This window comes from Enterococcus sp. DIV2467a (assembly GCF_050532945.1).
Classification (GTDB): Bacteria; Bacillota; Bacilli; order Lactobacillales; family Enterococcaceae; genus Enterococcus; species Enterococcus faecalis.
Map to the genome: position 1 here is coordinate 2,018,308 of NZ_CP172896.1, position 17,553 is coordinate 2,035,860.

The 17,553-nt window shown below is 34.8% G+C and carries 15 protein-coding genes and 1 other RNA gene; 6 read left to right on the forward strand and 10 right to left on the reverse strand.

What is annotated here, in order from left to right; genetic code table 11:
- Window positions 1–231 precede the first annotated feature (231 nt).
- The 4 genes from IGL80_RS09475 to IGL80_RS09490 all read left to right on the forward strand — a co-directional run bounded on the left by IGL80_RS09475 (window position 232) and on the right by IGL80_RS09490 (window position 3,709).
- Window positions 232–537 carry a DUF898 family protein gene (locus IGL80_RS09475; RefSeq protein ID WP_002360604.1) on the forward strand — a complete coding sequence of 102 codons (306 nt, stop codon included), beginning with the start codon at window positions 232–234 and terminating at the stop codon, window positions 535–537.
- A 138-nt stretch (window positions 538–675) separates the two neighbouring features.
- Window positions 676–1,042, forward strand: a transfer-messenger RNA (tmRNA) gene (ssrA, locus tag IGL80_RS09480).
- Between the two features lie 454 nt (window positions 1,043–1,496).
- Window positions 1,497–3,248, forward strand: coding sequence for a DUF262 domain-containing protein (locus IGL80_RS09485; protein WP_002360605.1), 1,752 nt, complete (start codon window positions 1,497–1,499; stop codon window positions 3,246–3,248).
- A 266-nt stretch (window positions 3,249–3,514) separates the two neighbouring features.
- The gene (locus IGL80_RS09490; protein ID WP_002360606.1) at window positions 3,515–3,709 is read left to right on the forward strand and encodes a hypothetical protein; all 195 of its coding nucleotides are present in this window, start codon (window positions 3,515–3,517) and stop codon (window positions 3,707–3,709) included.
- Window positions 3,710–4,121: 412 nt separating this feature from the next.
- Here IGL80_RS09490 and IGL80_RS09495 read toward each other — a convergent pair whose 3' ends face one another.
- The 3 genes from IGL80_RS09495 to IGL80_RS09505 form a co-directional block, all read right to left on the reverse strand.
- The gene (locus IGL80_RS09495; protein WP_002384733.1) at window positions 4,122–4,307 is read right to left on the reverse strand and encodes a hypothetical protein; all 186 of its coding nucleotides are present in this window, start codon (window positions 4,305–4,307) and stop codon (window positions 4,122–4,124) included.
- A complete protein-coding gene (entV, locus tag IGL80_RS09500; RefSeq protein ID WP_002358120.1) occupies window positions 4,292–4,804 on the reverse strand; it encodes an enterococcin EntV in 513 nt (170 codons plus the stop codon). Before entV ends, IGL80_RS09495 begins: the two co-directional genes overlap by 16 nt.
- A 359-nt stretch (window positions 4,805–5,163) precedes the next feature.
- Window positions 5,164–5,367, reverse strand: coding sequence for a DUF378 domain-containing protein (locus IGL80_RS09505; RefSeq protein WP_002381996.1), 204 nt, complete (start codon window positions 5,365–5,367; stop codon window positions 5,164–5,166).
- Between the two features lie 194 nt (window positions 5,368–5,561).
- Between IGL80_RS09505 and IGL80_RS09510 the strand changes: the two genes are divergently transcribed.
- On the forward strand, window positions 5,562–5,855 hold the full coding sequence (locus tag IGL80_RS09510; RefSeq protein ID WP_002358125.1) for a hypothetical protein: 294 nt from the start codon (window positions 5,562–5,564) through the stop codon (window positions 5,853–5,855).
- A 313-nt stretch (window positions 5,856–6,168) separates the two neighbouring features.
- Here the strand turns inward: IGL80_RS09510 and srtC are convergent, their stop codons facing one another.
- The 4 genes from srtC to ebpA all read right to left on the reverse strand — a co-directional run bounded on the left by srtC (window position 6,169) and on the right by ebpA (window position 13,898).
- Window positions 6,169–7,026 (reverse strand): Ebp pilus assembly class C sortase, encoded by an 858-nt coding sequence (srtC, locus tag IGL80_RS09515; protein ID WP_002360607.1) that lies wholly within the window; start codon window positions 7,024–7,026, stop codon window positions 6,169–6,171.
- A 93-nt stretch (window positions 7,027–7,119) separates the two neighbouring features.
- Window positions 7,120–9,003 (reverse strand): endocarditis and biofilm-associated pilus major subunit EbpC, encoded by a 1,884-nt coding sequence (ebpC, locus tag IGL80_RS09520; RefSeq protein ID WP_002360608.1) that lies wholly within the window; start codon window positions 9,001–9,003, stop codon window positions 7,120–7,122.
- Window positions 9,000–10,430, reverse strand: a complete 1,431-nt coding sequence (gene ebpB, locus IGL80_RS09525; RefSeq protein WP_002360610.1) for an endocarditis and biofilm-associated pilus minor subunit EbpB — start codon at window positions 10,428–10,430, stop codon at window positions 9,000–9,002. Before ebpB ends, ebpC begins: the two co-directional genes overlap by 4 nt.
- 3 nt (window positions 10,431–10,433) lie before the next feature.
- Window positions 10,434–13,898 carry an endocarditis and biofilm-associated pilus tip protein EbpA gene (gene ebpA / locus IGL80_RS09530; protein WP_002360611.1) on the reverse strand — a complete coding sequence of 1,155 codons (3,465 nt, stop codon included), beginning with the start codon at window positions 13,896–13,898 and terminating at the stop codon, window positions 10,434–10,436.
- Between the two features lie 174 nt (window positions 13,899–14,072).
- Between ebpA and IGL80_RS09535 the strand changes: the two genes are divergently transcribed.
- A complete protein-coding gene (locus tag IGL80_RS09535; protein ID WP_085366657.1) occupies window positions 14,073–15,494 on the forward strand; it encodes a helix-turn-helix domain-containing protein in 1,422 nt (473 codons plus the stop codon).
- A 185-nt stretch (window positions 15,495–15,679) separates the two neighbouring features.
- On the opposite strand, the gene IGL80_RS09540 is transcribed toward IGL80_RS09535, so the two are convergent.
- The 3 genes from IGL80_RS09540 to IGL80_RS09550 form a co-directional block, all read right to left on the reverse strand.
- Entirely contained in the window at window positions 15,680–16,075 is a 396-nt protein-coding gene (locus tag IGL80_RS09540) for a DUF805 domain-containing protein (RefSeq protein WP_002358131.1), read from the reverse strand.
- A gap of 70 nt (window positions 16,076–16,145) precedes the next feature.
- The gene (locus IGL80_RS09545; protein ID WP_002360613.1) at window positions 16,146–16,859 is read right to left on the reverse strand and encodes a DsbA family oxidoreductase; all 714 of its coding nucleotides are present in this window, start codon (window positions 16,857–16,859) and stop codon (window positions 16,146–16,148) included.
- Window positions 16,860–16,998: 139 nt separating this feature from the next.
- Window positions 16,999–17,445, reverse strand: a complete 447-nt coding sequence (locus IGL80_RS09550; protein WP_002390030.1) for a GNAT family N-acetyltransferase — start codon at window positions 17,443–17,445, stop codon at window positions 16,999–17,001.
- Window positions 17,446–17,553 lie beyond the last annotated feature (108 nt).

The window sequence follows — 17,553 nt, forward strand, 5'->3', positions numbered from 1 at the left end:
TTTAAGTAGCCTTTTTTTTAAATTTCTAATTCACTTCCTAAGGAAAACGTTTTATTATGGTAGTTACATTAGATAACATTTGTTACAAAATATCTAATGCTGCCAAGTTTGAGTTGCATAAATAACATATTTCACATCAATAATGAATAAAAATACTTATTTCATCCTCATTTTGTTTCCCAGGCCATTTATTCTTGTTATAATAAAGTTTATGAGTTAAGGAGGAAAAGAATGAAAAATTCATATTTTGACGGTGGTTTAGCAACGTATATCGGGACTTCAATTTTAGCAACCTTGATTACTGTCTTTACATTAGGCATTTGCGCACCTTGGGGAATTTGTATGATGTACAACTGGAAAATCAAGCATACCGTTATTGATGGTAAACGCCTTTATTTTGATGGTACAGCTATGCAATTATTCGGTCATTGGATTAAATGGCTTTTATTAACTATAATTACTTTAGGAATTTATGGTTTTTGGTTGAATATCCGTTTGCAACAATGGATTACAAAACATACCCACACACTTTCATAAAAAGAGGAAGGATGAACTGAGTTACGGTCCATCCTTCCTCTTTTTATGAATATCTAAAAGAGTGTTATCCTACTCTTTGAAAAAACAAGGAATTTATGCTATACTTTGATAAGTATCAAGGGATACTTATGTTATTTCGGGGGCGTTACGGATTCGACAGGCATAGTTGAGCTTGAATTGCGTTTCGTAGGTTACGGCTACGTTAAAACGTTACAGTTAAATATAACTGCTAAAAACGAAAACAATTCTTTCGCTTTAGCTGCCTAAAAACCAGCTAGCGAAGATCCTCCCGGTATCGCCCATGTGCTCGGGTCAGGGTCCTAATCGAAGTGGGATACGCTAAATTTTTCCGTCTGTAAAATTTAGAAGAGCTTACCAGACTAGCAATACAGAATGCCTGTCACTCGGCACGCTGTAAAGCGAACCTTTAAATGAGTGTCTATGAACGTAGAGATTTAAGTGGCAATATGTTTGGACGCGGGTTCGACTCCCGCCGTCTCCATTAAAAAGGAACTTGCTAAACGTTGTTAAATCAACGATTTAGTAAGTTCCTTATTTTCTTGGGAGTTGGACTGAACTCGGACTTTTGAGAAAAATCATAAAGAAAATAGAAAAAGGTATCAACTAATAATCAAAATTTGGTGAATACTTTCAAGAAAACATTATTAAAAAGGTAATCTTTTACATAACGAACCAATTTTCTGCTGAATAATTTCAATTTATTTAAATTATACTTGATTCGATTAGCTTCACATGGATATCCACTTTTTCTAAAATGAATCTCCATTGTAATTATTTCATATTTATGAATAGATATTCTAATGGATAAACCTGTAGAAATTTCGATTTATATTACCTTATAGAATCCAGATAACAAATTTGTATAATAAAAATAGATTCAATATTTTTGTATTTTATGTGGTAAAATTAATTAAATAATGTCAAAGGAGATTCTCAAAATGGGTTACGTAAATTTCACTATAAAAAATTTAATTAAGAAAATAGATAACAATGAATATGTACTACCTGCGCTTCAAAGAGAATTTGTATGGAAACCAGAACAAATTGAAAGATTATTCGATTCCATTATGAAAGGATATCCCATCGGCTCGTTCTTATTTTGGAACGTCCAAAATGAAAATATAAATAAATATGAATTTTATAACATATTAAAAGAATACCATCAAAGAGATGCTAGACATAATACAAAAATCAATATTTCACATAAAGATAGTGTTACAGCAATACTAGATGGGCAACAAAGAATAACATCTATCTATATAGCTTTGAAAGGTACCTACAGCTACAAAATAAAAGGAGCATGGAAAAATAATGACAATGCTTATCCTTCGAGACAGCTTTATTTAAATATCGTTTCTCCAAATTTAGATACCAACAAAGATGTTCAATTTGATTTTAGATTTTTAACTAATGAGGAAGCAGAAGATTTTACCGAAGATACTCTTTGGTACCCTGTCTCCGATATTTTGCAATTTGAAGTAGGTGAAATGTTTACTGTGATTGCTAGATATCAAGAGCTTTATCGGAAAAATTTTCCTAATGAATCCGTTGAAAAAACAAGTTATATTATGAATTCTTTAGGAACTTTACATCAAATGATGGAAAAAGATATATTGGCATATTATGAAGAAAACTCACAAGAAATTGATAAGGTTTTAGATATCTTTATCAGAATGAATAGCGGTGGTACTACGCTAACTTATTCTGACCTTTTGCTTTCTTTAGCGACTGCTAAATGGCAAAATCTGAATGCTCGAGAAGAAATTTATTCATTAGTTGATGAACTAAATATGATAGGAAACGGTTTCAATTTTAACAAAGATAATATTTTAAAGGCTGCTTTAGTGTTAACTGATAAAAAGAATATTAAATTTAGAGCTTCCAATTTTGACAAACAAACCACAAACCTAATCGAAACTAACTGGGAAAAGACAAAAAAAGCAATATCTTTAGCAGTGAATTTACTTTCAAATTTTGGGTTTAATGGAGATACTTTAATTGCTAATAGTGTAATCATCCCTGTTGTTTATTACCTATACAAAATTGATTGCCCAAATAACTATTTAGAAGCTGATAGATACTTAAATGATAGGAATAAAATAAAATATTTTGTTCAGATTTCTTTGTTAAAAAGAATCTTTGGAGGAACTCCAGACTCAATATTACTTAAAATGAGAGAAAATATGCAGGATTTATCCGAAGGGTTCCCATTGTCAAAACTTCTTAAAGTTAGAGATACAAACAAATCTTTAATCCTAACGGATGAAGACATTGATTATTTACTAGATACAAAAATTGGAAAGTACTCTTTCACACTTTTATCGGTAATTTTTCCAGCCATAGATTTAAAAAATAAGTTTCACCAAGATCATATATTCCCTTCAAGCAAATATAAAAATAAAAAGAATTTAAGAGAAATAGGTTATTCAGAAGAAGAAATAACATTTATTGTTGAACACATCGATACAATTGTAAATTTACAATTACTAGAAGGCATTCCTAATACAGAAAAAAATAATAAGTATTTCGATGATTGGTTATTAAAAAGATATAATTCTAACGAGGAACTGGATTATTATCTAAATAGGAATTTACTAAATAAAGTTTATAAAAAGAATGAATTCATCCAAATGTATACAGATAGGAAGGAAGAATTAAGAAAAAGACTGCTACAAAACTTATCTTTTTAGCCATCTTTTCAATTACTAATAACTATGTTTTATATCAAATCTAGATAGTATAGAAATAAACTAACCCTATTATTCTTGCTAGTATTCCCTTCTCTATAGAATAATTCTAGCAAGAATAACATGAATAATAAAAATTATGTATTACTATTATTAACTATCGTGTTAGTCGGTTTAGTACTGACACTTTTTACTGTAATTAATTGGATTACTTACTCAGTGATCTTGTTAATTGTAGGCATATTAAGCAAAAGAAAGTAGTTGATTAAATGACTTACACTGAAAAAATCGAAAAATTAATAGACCTAGATTTAACGAGCTATCGTATTGCAAAAGAAACTGGAATCAGCACGCAATACATTGACAAAATCAGAAGTGGAAAAACAGCTATTGAAAATATTGGACTTGGAAAAGCGGAAATATTAGTAAAGTATTTTGATGATTTAGAAAAAAACATATCTTGATATGATGTAGTTTTTAGCTTCTATATTTCTAATATCAATATTTTTTTCAACATCTTTTTTGATTCACAAAAAAAGACCCCCAAAAATTCTGTAGAATTAAAGTTACTGAACCCATTCTAAGTAGGAATCAAGTTATGCTAAGCTTATCAAAGAAACATTGAATAGTTTAAACCTGAATGTTATATAGGATACTTATATTTCTACCTTAAGTGTAATGAAATTTCTATGGCTTTTTTATAAGTATTACCTCTTAAACTGTTAATGTGGTTGTCGTGAACCAAACTTCATTTTAACGGTTTGGTAGGCTTTTTAGCTATCTTGAACCATCTACATAGCAAGTCAATAAAAAAATAAAGAGAAGGCTCGTTACCTCCTCTTACACTTCCTATCACATTATCTTTCTAAAACCACTTCATTTTCTTTTTCTATTGGTGATTTTGGGTATTGCATAGAACATGGCTAAAAATATTATTGTTATCAAAAGAGTTTTTAAGATTTCAATTTCTCCTGAATCTATCCAAGTATACACAAAAGCGATGATAAAAGTAATTACTATTTCCGTAACATGATCTTTTAAATTCATTAGCTTAGCCCACATTGAACTGCCCATAAAGCTAGTTGTCCAGCTACAATAATAGCATTCGTCTTTAACCCATTGGCTTTAGCGAAGCGTAATACAGTCACTGCTAATTCTTTCCAGGCTTTCTTTTGTGCAGCTTTTACAATTGCGCTGATACTAATCATTGCAAAAAACTCATCTTTGATTTTGTTAGCAACGCAACTTCCTAATGCATTCCAATTAAAACGTGCTTGAACTACTGTTGAAGCATCAGAAATATTTACATTTAATTCTTCCTCAACTGAAGAAATCTCTTGCTGAGCAAAATTATTTTTGACATAGTTTTTAAAGTTATCTTCCGTCACTCCATTCGCATACATTTCTTCCAGTCCTTTTGCTACAGCCTCAACTTCTGAATCCTCTAGCTGGTCAGATGCATAAACACTTGTACCAGCGCTGATAAAAATACCTAATGTCATTAGTAATGCCATCGCCAAACAAAAAAATTTAGCCTTTTTTGTCACCTGTAATTCCATAAATAAATCCCTACTTTCTTTTTCCTTGTTATAATCATAACAAGGAAAAAGATAATTTATCATCAAAATCCCTATTTGATGCTTATATTTTCCTATATATCCTAGAGCTGATTTTTCTCACTAGTGATCACATCAATTTGAACTAATGATTCAAAAAAAGACACAGGTTATTTGAGGTACGTTCGAGGTAATGCTAGGTTCTATTTTGAAAACAACGCAGCTCTCTTGAAATATTTTTTGAGCTTATCTAAACCTTCTGAAACGAATATAGAAAATAAAAAAAGAGTCCCCTTTCTCAAGGAAACTCTCAATTGCTAAGTCAAAATAACTTCACGTTATCTAAATCTTTTAAATCAATCCTATGGTTCGCGGAACAAAGGAGCTAAAAACTTAATAGAATAAATCGCACAAATTCCGACAATAATATAGATAATTTTTGCTAATGGTGTGGTTGCACCGCCACTAATTGTTGCAACTAAATCAAAATTAAATGCACCAACTAATAACCAGTTTAAACCTCCGACAATCAATAAAATTAAAGCAATAATATCCAGATATTTCATTTTTAACACTCCTTCCAAATTTGATAAGCCAAGAGTAACACGTTTATTCTTTATTTACGAAAATAATGATTCAGGAAAAAAACTTTTTTCAATTATTTTCTCGAATCATTTTTTCGTTATTAAGAATTTTATGATATAACTAAAGAGTAGACAAAAACAGATTCATTATCTCTGATAAGAAATGGTGGTTTATTATGCGTGCTAAGTTATTTTTAATTTTGCGGAATCGAGTGTTATCCCGTGTTGTCTTTGTCATTCTATTTTTACATGTGCTTTTTACCACAAATGATTTCACGGTGTTGCTGCTCCTCTTACTATTGAATTATTTACTCACGCTTGAGGATAGCGCGAAAAAAAACAGAAAAATCCAAACTTGGCAGGAATTTAAACAGTCGATTGATTGGCCCTTTGTCGCTTTTTATTCAGGGCTTGCTCTTTTAGTTATTTCGTTAATACTTCTGTTTCTCTGGTTCAATTATGCACGATAAGGAGGCTTAAAAATTGAAAAGCTATTTTTTTACTCTTTTTTTTAGTATGTTTAGCCTTTTCGTCATACTACTTTGGTTTTCTGGATATGATAGTAAGGGATTTCTATTGGCCCTTACAGATTTTCTAAGTTTTTCTATTATTCACCAAACGCCTGTGCTGGATACTTATTATTCCCAGCAGCCTTTAACAACCAGAATGTTGATTTCTTCTGGGCTTCATTTTTGTACTTATTTTTGCTTAGGTTTGGTCATTGATTTACTACGTAAAGGGTTTAAAAAAATAAAAACATAGTCACTTTTATTATACGAATCGTTAATTTCCATGCTTTCTGGTCGTCTTTTTCCGTCGCTTGTACCAGATAATGAAGCCGCTAATAATTAACGCACAGGCAATTAAAAGTAATGTCCATAATAGTAAATTTTGTTGTTGTGCCACTTTTTTCATTCCTGCTGCTGCTTTTTCTGGTTGATATGGGATACGATGTCCTCGAACTAATAACCGATGACTGTTTATCATATACGGTGTGCAAGTTAATAAAGTGACGAGATCTTGGCCAGACTCAATGTGTAAATCTTTTGTATCAGTTGGTTCAACGGTTTTTATTTGATCTACTTGATAAGCAAGCGTCTTCCCATTAACTTCGATATAAAATTCATCGCCTTTTTTTAATTCTGGCAAATCTGTAAATAATTTGGCTTGAGGGAGACCACGATGTCCTGAAATGACCGCATGTGTATTCGCACCACCTGTAGGATAGGAGGTTCCTTCTAACAAGGAGCTTCCTTTTTCCAATAGCAATGCATTCGTTTTATCAAAAATTGGTAAACGGACATTTATTTTTGGAATGGTTAAAACACCAATCGTATGACTTTCAAAATAGGATTTGTCTGGTTTTTTCGTTGTTTTTTGCGTTTCAGAAAAAGGATCTAATCCAGGATTGCTGCCTTTTTTCGCTAATTCTTGGTTTTTCTTTTCCATTTTTTCTTGAAGTTCAGCCATTTCTTTGGTGTTTTCTTGGCTTGCTTTTGCTTGATAATGAGCGATAATTTGTTGATCCAGATAGTTATTTAATGCATCGCTAACAAAAGGATACGCAAATGCACCTATTCCAATAATCAGTAAAAGAATCATAAAACCATCAATGATACGACGTTTCTTTTTTGACTTCATTGCTTCCTCCTTAAAAATAAAGCATGAAAGCCTGGGACAGTGATTGGCCCAGGCTCTTTGTTTTTCTAAAAATTTCTTCGGTGATGCTAGAAATTAAGCATTTTCTTTTCTACGTCTAGCAAAGTAGACTCCTGCAATAAGTAGCAAGACTGCGCCACTTCCTAAGTAAACGTAGATTCCTTTGCCACCTGTTGAAGGTAAGGTACCTTTGTGTTTGTTTGGTACTTTTTCTGGTGAAACTAGGTTTTCTGTTGTGCCATATGATTGTTCATTGACCACAAATTCAATCCGATTTGTTAACAAGACATAATCATCAGGAGCTACAGTTTCTTCTAAATAATAGGTACCGTATTTAAGCCCTGTGATATCAACTAATCCATCAGCCGTTGTTGTAAAAGTAGTTGCTTCAGCTTTTGTTTTCACCCAAGTTGCTGCTTTCGTTGTTTCATCGATTTTCAAATAATTTGCTGTGTCGCTGTTTTGATCACGGACGACAAAGGAAGCTCCCGCCAAGGCTTGTGTCGCTGTCACATCGCCATCGACTTTAATGAAACGTTTCCCACCTGTCACAACTTCAACAGTTGGTGGTGTTTGGTCGTCGGTATGACCGTTATCAACATTCGCCTCATTTTTAAAGCCTTTCGTAGGATCTGCTTTTTCATTTAAATGCATAAAGTAAACGAATTTTAGTGTGCCGCCTGGCGTTAACGTAGGAATATATGCTGGATTAACGGCGACAGTGAAGCCATTTGCTTGTTCAGTCACTTGATAATTTTCAGGAGCAATCACTGTATCCCCATCATATAACGCATAGGCATACTCTCCAGAAGTCACGTTATCAAAAGTTAAGGCTGCATCATGTTTATCAACTAAATTGAATTTGACGTATTTATTAGCGTCACCTTCTTTGTCTGCAATCCCCAATGGAATATTTACAGAAATTTGATATTTAATTTTTTCGCCAATTGCCACATCTTTACCATCTAAGTTTGGTGTTGTTTTATCAACTTTAGAGGTATCATTTTTGACTGTTTTTTCAACAGGTGTTTGATTGTTTGCTTCAATTGTAAATGGTGTTTTTGTTTGATTTTCAATTAATTCTGCATTATTTGGAGCTTTTACTTCTTCTAAAATATACGAACCAACCTCAAGATTTTTAACTGTTAATTCTCCCGTTCCATTCTCTGCTTCTGTAAAATCATTTTCGCCAATTTCATAACTTTTCCCAGTAATAAAGCGTTTTGCTTGTTCTTTATCCGTTGTCCATGTATATAATCCATCTTTGACTCCTTGGATATATTTTACTGTGCCTGGTGAGCCTTCGCTTTTGGAAATAACAAATTCTGCGCCATTTAATCCTTCATTTTCAGCAGTTCCTACTTTTTTCACATGTAAACTACCATCATTGGCTACCACATTTTTAGGATAAATATGAACAACCGCTAATTCTTCTGTTCCATATTTATAGGAACCATCTGCTTGCTTGATCATTTCGTAAACTGGGAACGCCACCACCATATTAGTAGCAGCAACTACACCCTCTTTTGGTTCTTCTTTAATGGTATACACTGCATCTTTACCATTTTGTTTTTTAGGTAACTGAACAGTGACATTCCCATTTGCATCGGTGGTTCCTTGAGCAACAGGTTTCCCAGGAGTTAAACTTTGGACAGCTTGTTTAGCTGCATCGACGCTTGCGCCTGCTGCTCGTTGCTCGTAAAATTCGCTCGTCACGTTATAAATACTAAACGTCACATCTGCCAGTCCTTGATATTTATCAAACTCGCTCATTTCTTTCCCGCTATTTTGAATAAGCGGATCTGGTAAATCCGTCATTTTCTTTTTGTGAATCACGAGCTGTGCGCTCTCCCCATTTTCTTCTGCAAATGCAGTTGTTGTCCCTAATACACTCGTGAAAAGTGGCAAAATTAGTAACAAGGTACTAACGGTGTACCAAACTTTTTTTAATTGCTTCATTTTCTCTCTCCTCTTTTTTGTTTTTGATAAAATAGCCAAATGACTACCATCCCAATGATTAGCAGGCCTGCAATCGTCAACCAAATAGAACGTTCTTCATTTGTTTTTGGTAAGAAGCCTGACTCTTTTACTTTTTTATTGATTACATGTAACGGTGCTGTTCGTTGTCCGTTCGTTGCATAAGAATTTTTTTCCACCGTAAAAGGAATTTCTGTTTGATTCAGAAGATAACCTTTTGGTGCAGAGATTTCTTCTAAGAAGTACTGGCCATCTTTTAAGCCTTTAACTGAAAATTCACCGGCTTGATTAGACGTGAATTTTTTAGCTAATGCTTTTTCTTTTTGCCAACGATACCCGTTTGCTGTTTCATTGAGGTATTCCCCCGCTTGATTTTTGACGATAAAAACAGCCTCTGGCAAGGTGATTTTCGCATTTTCACTATCAACTTTGACAAAAGACTTGCCGCCTGTACGAACTGCGGCTCTTTTAGTCAAGGTATGCTTGTCCGTGACTAATTGTCCTTCGTTGTTAATCGCAGTGTCTGGTTCAGCGGTCTTTTCTAAACGCATTTGATACGACACAGTCATTGTTTGATTTGCAAAGTTTTGTAAGTCTTTAATTGAAAAATCAAGCGTAAATCCATGCTTTTGCGTCGTCAGTGTGTAACCTGTAGTAACTGTTTTTCCAGCCACTTTTACCTCAATTGATTCTGGTAAAAGTGTCAACGTTGTATCCGCCTTATCTGACAAACGGAATTCCTGATATCCTAAAATATTCGCTGGAATCTGAGTCGTTAACTGATAGTTAATGTGCTCTCCTTGATTAAAGCCTTGTTGCTTATCGAGTACCGTTTTTTCAAGTGGTGGTAAGTCATAGGCATTTTCTTCATTTTTTGGATATAAATGAATATGCGTTAACGATTGCCCTTGTGGATCTTGAACAGGCAAAATCACTACTAGGTTACTAGCTTTTTCCTTTACCACTTCTGGTGCTTCCGCTTCAACAAATAAATAGGCTTTATCTCGTTGCTGCGAATCTTTGCTAGCTAATGAAAAAGAAACCACTCCATCTTCTCCATTTATTGTCTGTGTTTTATCTTCTGCGATCGGTTTTCTATTCATTGTACCGGTTTCTGCTAATTGACGCTGTGCTTCTTGGACCGTTTTTCCTTCAGAACGAAGCTGATAAAACGGATCCGTCACATCATAGACTTGATAAGTGACGTCATTTAAGCCCCGATAATTTTGAAGCAGCGTTCCCTCTTCCCCTGTGTTTTGCTGCTGTTCTGGTAATTTACCATCAGGGAACAATAATTTGTGCAACGTAACTTGAACGCTTGCTTGCGATGCTTCTGCTAATGCTTGCTGTGAAAACCCGAAAAGAGCGAGTAGCATGACGCAAATACTTAACCAACGTGCGTTTTTCATTGATTACACACTCCCTTCTGGTCGTCTAATAAAGAGATAAACACCCGCTATCACGAATGTACTAATCGCTATCAAGTAAAACCACAAGCGTCCTATGCCACCAGTTTCAGGTAAAGGAACCTTTGCTTGGTTAGTAACATCTAAAGTAATTTGATTATTCTTCTCTCCAGAAATTAAAACATCTGCTACTTTTTCTCCATCTATCGTGACTGAACCATCTTCGCGAATTATTAATTCGATTGGTTCTTTTAACCCCTGATATCCTTCTGGCGTAAAGGTTTCTGTTAGGACATATTTCCCTGGTTTTAAGTTTTCAAAAACAAAAGTATCCGTTTCTTTGCCATCTTTTGGTAATTCAATATCCGTATCTGGCCCTGTTAAACGGAATTTCGCTCCTTTAAGTGGCGTCTGATTATCGGCTTTTTTATGAACCGTTAAGTCAAAAGGTTTCAAATGATTTTGATGTGTCAGTGTCCATTCTGGCGCATTTTCTTCAATATTTTTGCCTGCATAGTGAATTTCCCCATATTTATCAACAGTAAATTCATAATTTCCAGCAAGAGTGTCGTAGCCTAATGGTCCTGATTGTTCCACCATTCGATACTCACCAGGTTCACTAATTTTAAAATAGCTCAATCCTGCAGTATCTGTTTTTTGAGTTGCCACAGTTTGGTAACTTCCTTGAGCATTTTTTCTTTGCAACGCAAAAGTCGCCTCTGCTAAGTTCACTTGTTTGCCGTTTTGCATGGTGTATTTTCTAATTCTGATTGGCAAAGAAGAAAATTTATTTTCAATTTCCAATGGAATAACTTGATTTGTGGTGGTCACTTCTTGTCCATCGATGCTTACTTTGCCTTGCTCACTCACCTCAATTTGCCAAGTCGTTTTCTTACCTAACTCATGTCCTGCAGGTGCTTTTACTTCAGTTAATGTATAGCGTTCCCCTTTTTGTAGGCGCACATCTTTTGGCAAAGAATAGCTACCATCTTTATTGTCCACTAATGTTGTTTGAACATTTTTACCACTCAATTCAAAGACGGCTCCCACTAAGTTTTTCTCACCTGAGGAAGAATTTTTGATTACTTTTAAATCTAATGGCTTGAATTGCTTCGTGTTTTTCCAAGTCGTATCGTCGATTTTTTCTTGACTGTAACCAGGAACTGCTAATTCACGGGTTGTTTGATAATTGAAAGCTTGTCCTTGATTGTTGTATTGGGGAAGCCCAAGAACTTCTTGATAGCTTTCATCCGCGGTTTTGGAAAGTTGGGTTACATTTTTGCGCTCCCAACTATTGCTGGTATCATTTTCTGGTTTTGATAATTTAATATACCCAGTTTGCCAGTTGGCTGTGTCAGTTACTTGCTTTCTACTAATTTCATAAATCACGTTATCTGGCCTACTTGTTGGGTCTTGATCATACTCTTCCCAGATTTTTTTCACGTCTAACTTCACGCCAGGTGCTTTTCCCGAAGGAACCCCAAAATCAACTTTTTCAGGGGCCGTGGCTAATGGCTGAAACGTTGTCCGACCATTCATTTGATACCAAAAATCAGGTTTGAAGTTTTCTGACTCTGTTTGAATACGTACTTGATAATGAATTTGAATTTCTTGCCCTTTACCCAAATAAATCTCATTACTATTAATTGTAGCGCCTGTTAGCGACACTTCTGGTAATGTTTGAACCTGAACAGGACCCACACTTTTCATTGATAATGTATTTGGCTCGTATTTAAAAGGTTCAGCAATTGGATCAACTACTTTTCCGTTTACAACCGTTCCTGAAATCTGAACGGCTTTTTTCGCTAAATAATCAGAAATGTCTGGTGCATAATCCGCGGATTCATAATAAAGGTCTCCATTTTCATCGGCTGACACCATCTCACGCATTTTATCTTCAACTTGTTGTTTAGATAAATTAGCTCGTGGATCGCTTTGCAATTGAATGCCCAATCCATGTATTTCAATCCCACGTTGTTTTAAGGCCATTGCCTCACCTATCGTGGCGATAAACGTACTGTTAATCCGTTTATTGATATTGTTTTGATCTGGCGCATTATAGCTACCAGAGATATAAGAAGTGCTACCTGGTTGATCTTGTCGATTCGTAAATTGTGTCCCGTAAAAGCGACCATCTGCCTCTGTTTGAACTCGACTCACTTTATAAGAGAAGGTTGGGACGCCATCCGTTAAAAGTACAATGACTTTCTTATGTCCATTTGGCGTTGCTAACATATCACCAGCATCTCTTAATGCTTTTTGAGTGAAAGTTCCTCCTCTAGTGCTACTTGGCGTAATATTTTTAATTGGATTTTTGACTGTATCAAACGGCCCCATTTGAATGGCGTTGTTATTATAACCGTCACTTGAGTAGCCAACATAGCCCATGTTGATGTTATTGGTAATACCGCTATCTGCCAATGTATCAACAAAACGGTTCACTCCTTTTTGAACTTCACCAATCCGATTGTTTTCATTCATACTTCCGGACCAGTCAACGACTAAGACCAAATCCAATGGCGTGATTTCTTTTTGAACATTTCCACGCACATTAAGATATACATCAAAAAGCCCTGGTGTTGTTGTTTCTCTAGCATATTTTCGGATGGCATAATCGGCTTGGTCTCCTGTACCGCCATACTCAATATAAGAATTTGTGCGATTAGTAGGGTCCCCATTCCAACTCGTTTGGCCATCCCATTGGGCACCACCATCTTTATTCCCTTGATGGTTTAACACATTTTGATTGCCTGTGGGCTGCCAATTAGCTGTCGGATAAGTCCCAGAATTATCCGTCGTGTATTGTGGTGCAATTAAAGGCAGTGCCAGATTCGCTCTCAAAGTAGCTGGCGCCATTCTTGCTTCTGCAAATGGATTGGTTACCTCTTCTGTTGCGGTCGGCTGTTCTGTTTTTTCTGGAGCCGAATCATTTTTGTTAGTTTCTTTCGTATTTTCTGGTACAGTTATTTTTTCTGGTTCAGTTGATTCTTTAGCAGAATCCTCTACTGTTATTTTTTCAGAAGTAACTGAAACATCATATTCGTTGTTTTCATACAATAACTTAGGTGGCTGAGCTGTTTGAAGCGAACTTTGCTCAACAGCTAACGAAAGCTGTACCGACTTTTTTACTTGTGCGTCCAAAGTCAGATAAAGCGTACCATTAGTCACTTGGTAAGAATATCCGTCTTTTTCAATTACAGCAGTATCCATGAACTGTGCATTTTTCAATTGAATTTCTCGTTGTAATGGCTGCTCTGTTTGGTTGAGAAGATTTAACTCGATATTAATATTCGTTTTATCATTCTCATCTGTTATCATTTGAGCGGATGTAATTTCAACTTCTTTGGCTGTTTCTGCATAGCCAATGAGCGGTATGAAATAGGATGAGACAAGTAAAAAGACTACGCCGAAAACCCCAAATTTCTTTAGTAATTTAATGTCTGTTCTCTCCTTTCTTTTATGAATTAACAGTTAAATTAGAATTGCCTAGCACGTAAAATTTCATTATTCTAATCTGATAATTATTATACAGAGAAGGAGCTCATTAAATCACACCAGCTTTCATACCAAGCGGTTTCATTTCTGAAATTGCGTTATTGTTTCGATGATTGTTTCATTAAAGTAAAGGACTTGGGAGGAAACAATATGATTAGGTTTTTAGAAAAAAATTATCGGAAAATGGAAGAAATCATTCGTGTCTTATCCATTTCTGATAAATGGATGACTAAAAAAGAACTTGCAAAATATATTGGTAGTTCTGAGTCTACTTTTATTCGTTATATTGAGGAGATTAAACAGCGTTGGGGCGAAAGTTTAACCATTAAAACATCGCATAAATTAGGCTATCGTTTAGAAAACTTTAATGTGTCCTTATATTTAAACGTGCTGACGGATATGGCAAAAACGTCAACGACCACCCAATTGCTCCATGAGTTTATCCAAAATCCTGGCAAAACCATCGAATATTATTGCGATACCATCAATATTAGTCGCTCTTCTTTTGCTCGAAAATTGAAGCAGTGTAATCAGGTCTTGGAAACTTACTCTCTTCGCGTTATCGTTGATCAAGGCTATCAATTAACTAGCCAAACAGAAGAATTGCCTTTACGTATTTTTACAACCTTTTTCTTTTTAATGTATTATGGTCATTATGAATTGCCTTATCAATTAGATAAGCAGGAAATCAAACAATTAATGCGCCGTAATCAATGCCAATTAAATATTATTAGTATGGATAACAGTTATGAACACGATTTCTTTATTATGTATTTTATTGTTGATTTATTAAGAGAGCATCAAGGCTTTCAGCAACGTTTCCAGAAAAAAACAGATAAAAAGAGTCCAATCAAAATGGAAGATTATCTTTTACTCAGTCGTCATTTTACTGGGCTCAGCCGTGAAACCTATCGGGAAGTTCTCCGGTATTTTCAAAGAGGCGCTTTTCAGCAATACTACTCCGAAGACCAAGAAGTCATCAGTCAAAGAATACGTGAAAATTTAAAATTTAATGCTTTTTCACAGATTGAACAATTAACAGAAGAAGTCGTCGACTTCGCTGTTCACTTGTTAACCTGTCTTTATTTGTTTTCTCAATTAGTGCCTTTTGACACCTCCGAATTGACACAAAGGGCCACCTTTTTCACTCGACAAATTCATTTTACTCAGCTTCACTTATATGCACGATTAAAAGCAGAATTGCATTTCTTTTCCGCTCTTTTAGAAACAAATCTATTAAACTATTCATCTTCTTATATTTTTTGCTTGCTTAATACTTTTCCAGAAATTAACCAGAGTTTCGACTCAAAAAAGATTTTGATTATTAGCGACATGGGCCTGAATCATAGTCAATATATTGGAAACTATGTCCACGATATTTTAGCTTTGCATCGGATTCGTTCAAATACGTTAGCAATTACGGAAGAACAATTAGGTGACCATCGACTCGAAGAATTTGACTTGATTATTACCAATCAACCAATTATTGAAACCAGTGTTCCAAGTATTTTAATTAATGATGCTATCTTATTTTCTAACAAAAGAGAATTGCTCGATTTATTAAACTTTTAACGTCTTAATGGTTTTCCCTATCTACCAAAAAGATAGCCCTTTTAGCAAGAACCGCGTAATGTGAGGTGCCATCATACAGAAGATATTTTTATTTTTCTGAAATAAAAAAGAAAATAGGACATAAGTCATTCCGACTTATGTCCTATTTTCACTCTTAAGATAATCAGCTAAACGAAACCAGCAAATTAAATTTCTGATTGATTCACTGGCCATCTTGTGTGACTTTTACTTGGCAAAATTAATGTAATGAAGATCACTAAAGTACCGATAAAAGGAAGTAAATAGAATAAAATCCACCAGTTACTGTGGTCGCGATCATGCAATCTTCTTGCTCGAACAGTAAAGTTTGCCAACCAAATTAAAGCAGTCAGCAAGAAAAAGATAATGGTCACAGTATTCCATTCTTTAATGATTGTTCCATCATTGGGTGTTACTTCAATATATCTGTAAACGCCCGTAATTGCTGAATAAATCCCTAACACCAAATAATTAATTAATTGTGGCCACCAATATTGTGCTCGTGTTGCTGACGCATTCATTGTTGTAATATTATTCCAGTATTCTCTATACGCGTTAAACATATTATCACCCCCGCATTAACTATTACAGAAGTCTTTCGTTTTGTCAAAGAATAACGTTATTTTATGCCGCTTAATGACACGTCCATGTGCCTTCCTTAAACTCACACGAAGCTGACTCTTCAGAAGAAGGAGTTAATGAAACTAACGGTTGCTGTTGTTTTTCTTCTGCGAGAATTTTTTGAATAGTTTGGCTGATTTGCTGTTTCGGTACTGCACCATTAATTAAATATTTTTGATTAATGATTAGTGCGGGAACTCCTTGTAGACCATAAGCAGAAGCTAGCGCGAAATCTTCTTGAACCGCCGTCCAAACAGCCTCGGAAGCAACAGCTTCTTTCCACAAAGCAAAATCAATCGTTGTCTCTTTTACTAGCTCCTCAATTACTTCTGGCTCTTCAATATTTAAACTTCTCATAAATAAACCTTCTTGTAACTTATCAAACAGTAACCAATAGGTGTCTTGATTGCCAATGTATCCAGCTGCTTTTGCTGCTAATAATGCATTCTTTGATGTTGGAAAATCAAATCGTTGCTTCCTCATCCCTTCAATATTAAAACGATGCTTTGAATCGTTTTGATTGGCATGCACCCAATGCGTCAAAACTTCTTCTTTTACTGCTGCTCGTGAGCCAAACATTGTTTCAAAATCGTTTGCTGACCATCCTAACGCAAACGACCGATGAATCAATTCAATTTCAGGAAATTCTTGTTGAATCTCATGCATGCGGTCAGACATTGGAAAACAAAAACTACAAATAATATCATGGAAAAATTCTATTTTCATCCTTACCCTCCAGTAACTTTTTTTTCAAAACAGATTGAACTAAATTTACCATTTTACTTACTAAAAGTAAACAAATGAAGCCAATTAAAAGAAAAAGGTGAAACAAAATGCGCTGTGGCTTTTGTCTCACCTGTTCTATCTACTTATTCTGATATGTCCATTCCATTACCCGCTCGCCATTCGTATCTAATTCACCATTAAATACAAAACCGAGTTGTTGATACAACCGAATTGCTGAGCTGTTCGTATCATAAACACTCAAGTATAGCTTGTTTGTTTGGTATTTTTCTATTAGCATTAACATTAAAAGTCGACAGGCTGCTTTCCCATAACCTTGTCCTTGGAACCGTTGATCAATTAAAAAGCGGTCTAGCCAAACGCGCCCATCTTGCCAACGTCCATACATGGCATAGCCGATTAATTGATTGCCGTCATAAATACCTGCCGATTCCCATTCTGGAAATTGGTCCGATTCTTTTAGATTTTCTGCCATTGATTCAATGAAGGTTTGTTGTTCAGCGAAAACTTGTAGGTTTTCCACTGCTTTACGATTATCGCTTGTTACTTTTTCAAAATGTATTTCCATTGTTTTCACCTAATTAGTTGTTATTTTCTGCATACTTGTATTCTTTCTTGCTTCTTATTTTAACATACTTATTTCCCTTTGCTTTCTCTAACTTTCTGTGATTATACG

Excerpts from the sequence above, each read along its gene's own strand:
- IGL80_RS09510 (WP_002358125.1), top strand. The coding sequence starts at position 5,562 with ATGCGTGCTAAGTTATTTTTAATTTTGCGGAATCGAGTGTTATCCCGT.
- srtC (WP_002360607.1), bottom strand. The coding sequence starts at position 7,026 with ATGAAGTCAAAAAAGAAACGTCGTATCATTGATGGTTTTATGATTCTT.
- IGL80_RS09495 (WP_002384733.1), bottom strand. The coding sequence starts at position 4,307 with ATGTGGGCTAAGCTAATGAATTTAAAAGATCATGTTACGGAAATAGTA.
- ebpC (WP_002360608.1), bottom strand. The coding sequence starts at position 9,003 with ATGAAGCAATTAAAAAAAGTTTGGTACACCGTTAGTACCTTGTTACTA.
- entV (WP_002358120.1), bottom strand. The coding sequence starts at position 4,804 with ATGGAATTACAGGTGACAAAAAAGGCTAAATTTTTTTGTTTGGCGATG.
- IGL80_RS09550 (WP_002390030.1), bottom strand. The coding sequence starts at position 17,445 with ATGGAAATACATTTTGAAAAAGTAACAAGCGATAATCGTAAAGCAGTG.
- IGL80_RS09490 (WP_002360606.1), top strand. The coding sequence starts at position 3,515 with ATGACTTACACTGAAAAAATCGAAAAATTAATAGACCTAGATTTAACG.
- IGL80_RS09540 (WP_002358131.1), bottom strand. The coding sequence starts at position 16,075 with ATGTTTAACGCGTATAGAGAATACTGGAATAATATTACAACAATGAAT.
- IGL80_RS09545 (WP_002360613.1), bottom strand. The coding sequence starts at position 16,859 with ATGAAAATAGAATTTTTCCATGATATTATTTGTAGTTTTTGTTTTCCA.
- IGL80_RS09485 (WP_002360605.1), top strand. The coding sequence starts at position 1,497 with ATGGGTTACGTAAATTTCACTATAAAAAATTTAATTAAGAAAATAGAT.
- IGL80_RS09475 (WP_002360604.1), top strand. The coding sequence starts at position 232 with ATGAAAAATTCATATTTTGACGGTGGTTTAGCAACGTATATCGGGACT.
- IGL80_RS09505 (WP_002381996.1), bottom strand. The coding sequence starts at position 5,367 with ATGAAATATCTGGATATTATTGCTTTAATTTTATTGATTGTCGGAGGT.
- IGL80_RS09535 (WP_085366657.1), top strand. The coding sequence starts at position 14,073 with ATGATTAGGTTTTTAGAAAAAAATTATCGGAAAATGGAAGAAATCATT.
- ebpB (WP_002360610.1), bottom strand. The coding sequence starts at position 10,430 with ATGAAAAACGCACGTTGGTTAAGTATTTGCGTCATGCTACTCGCTCTT.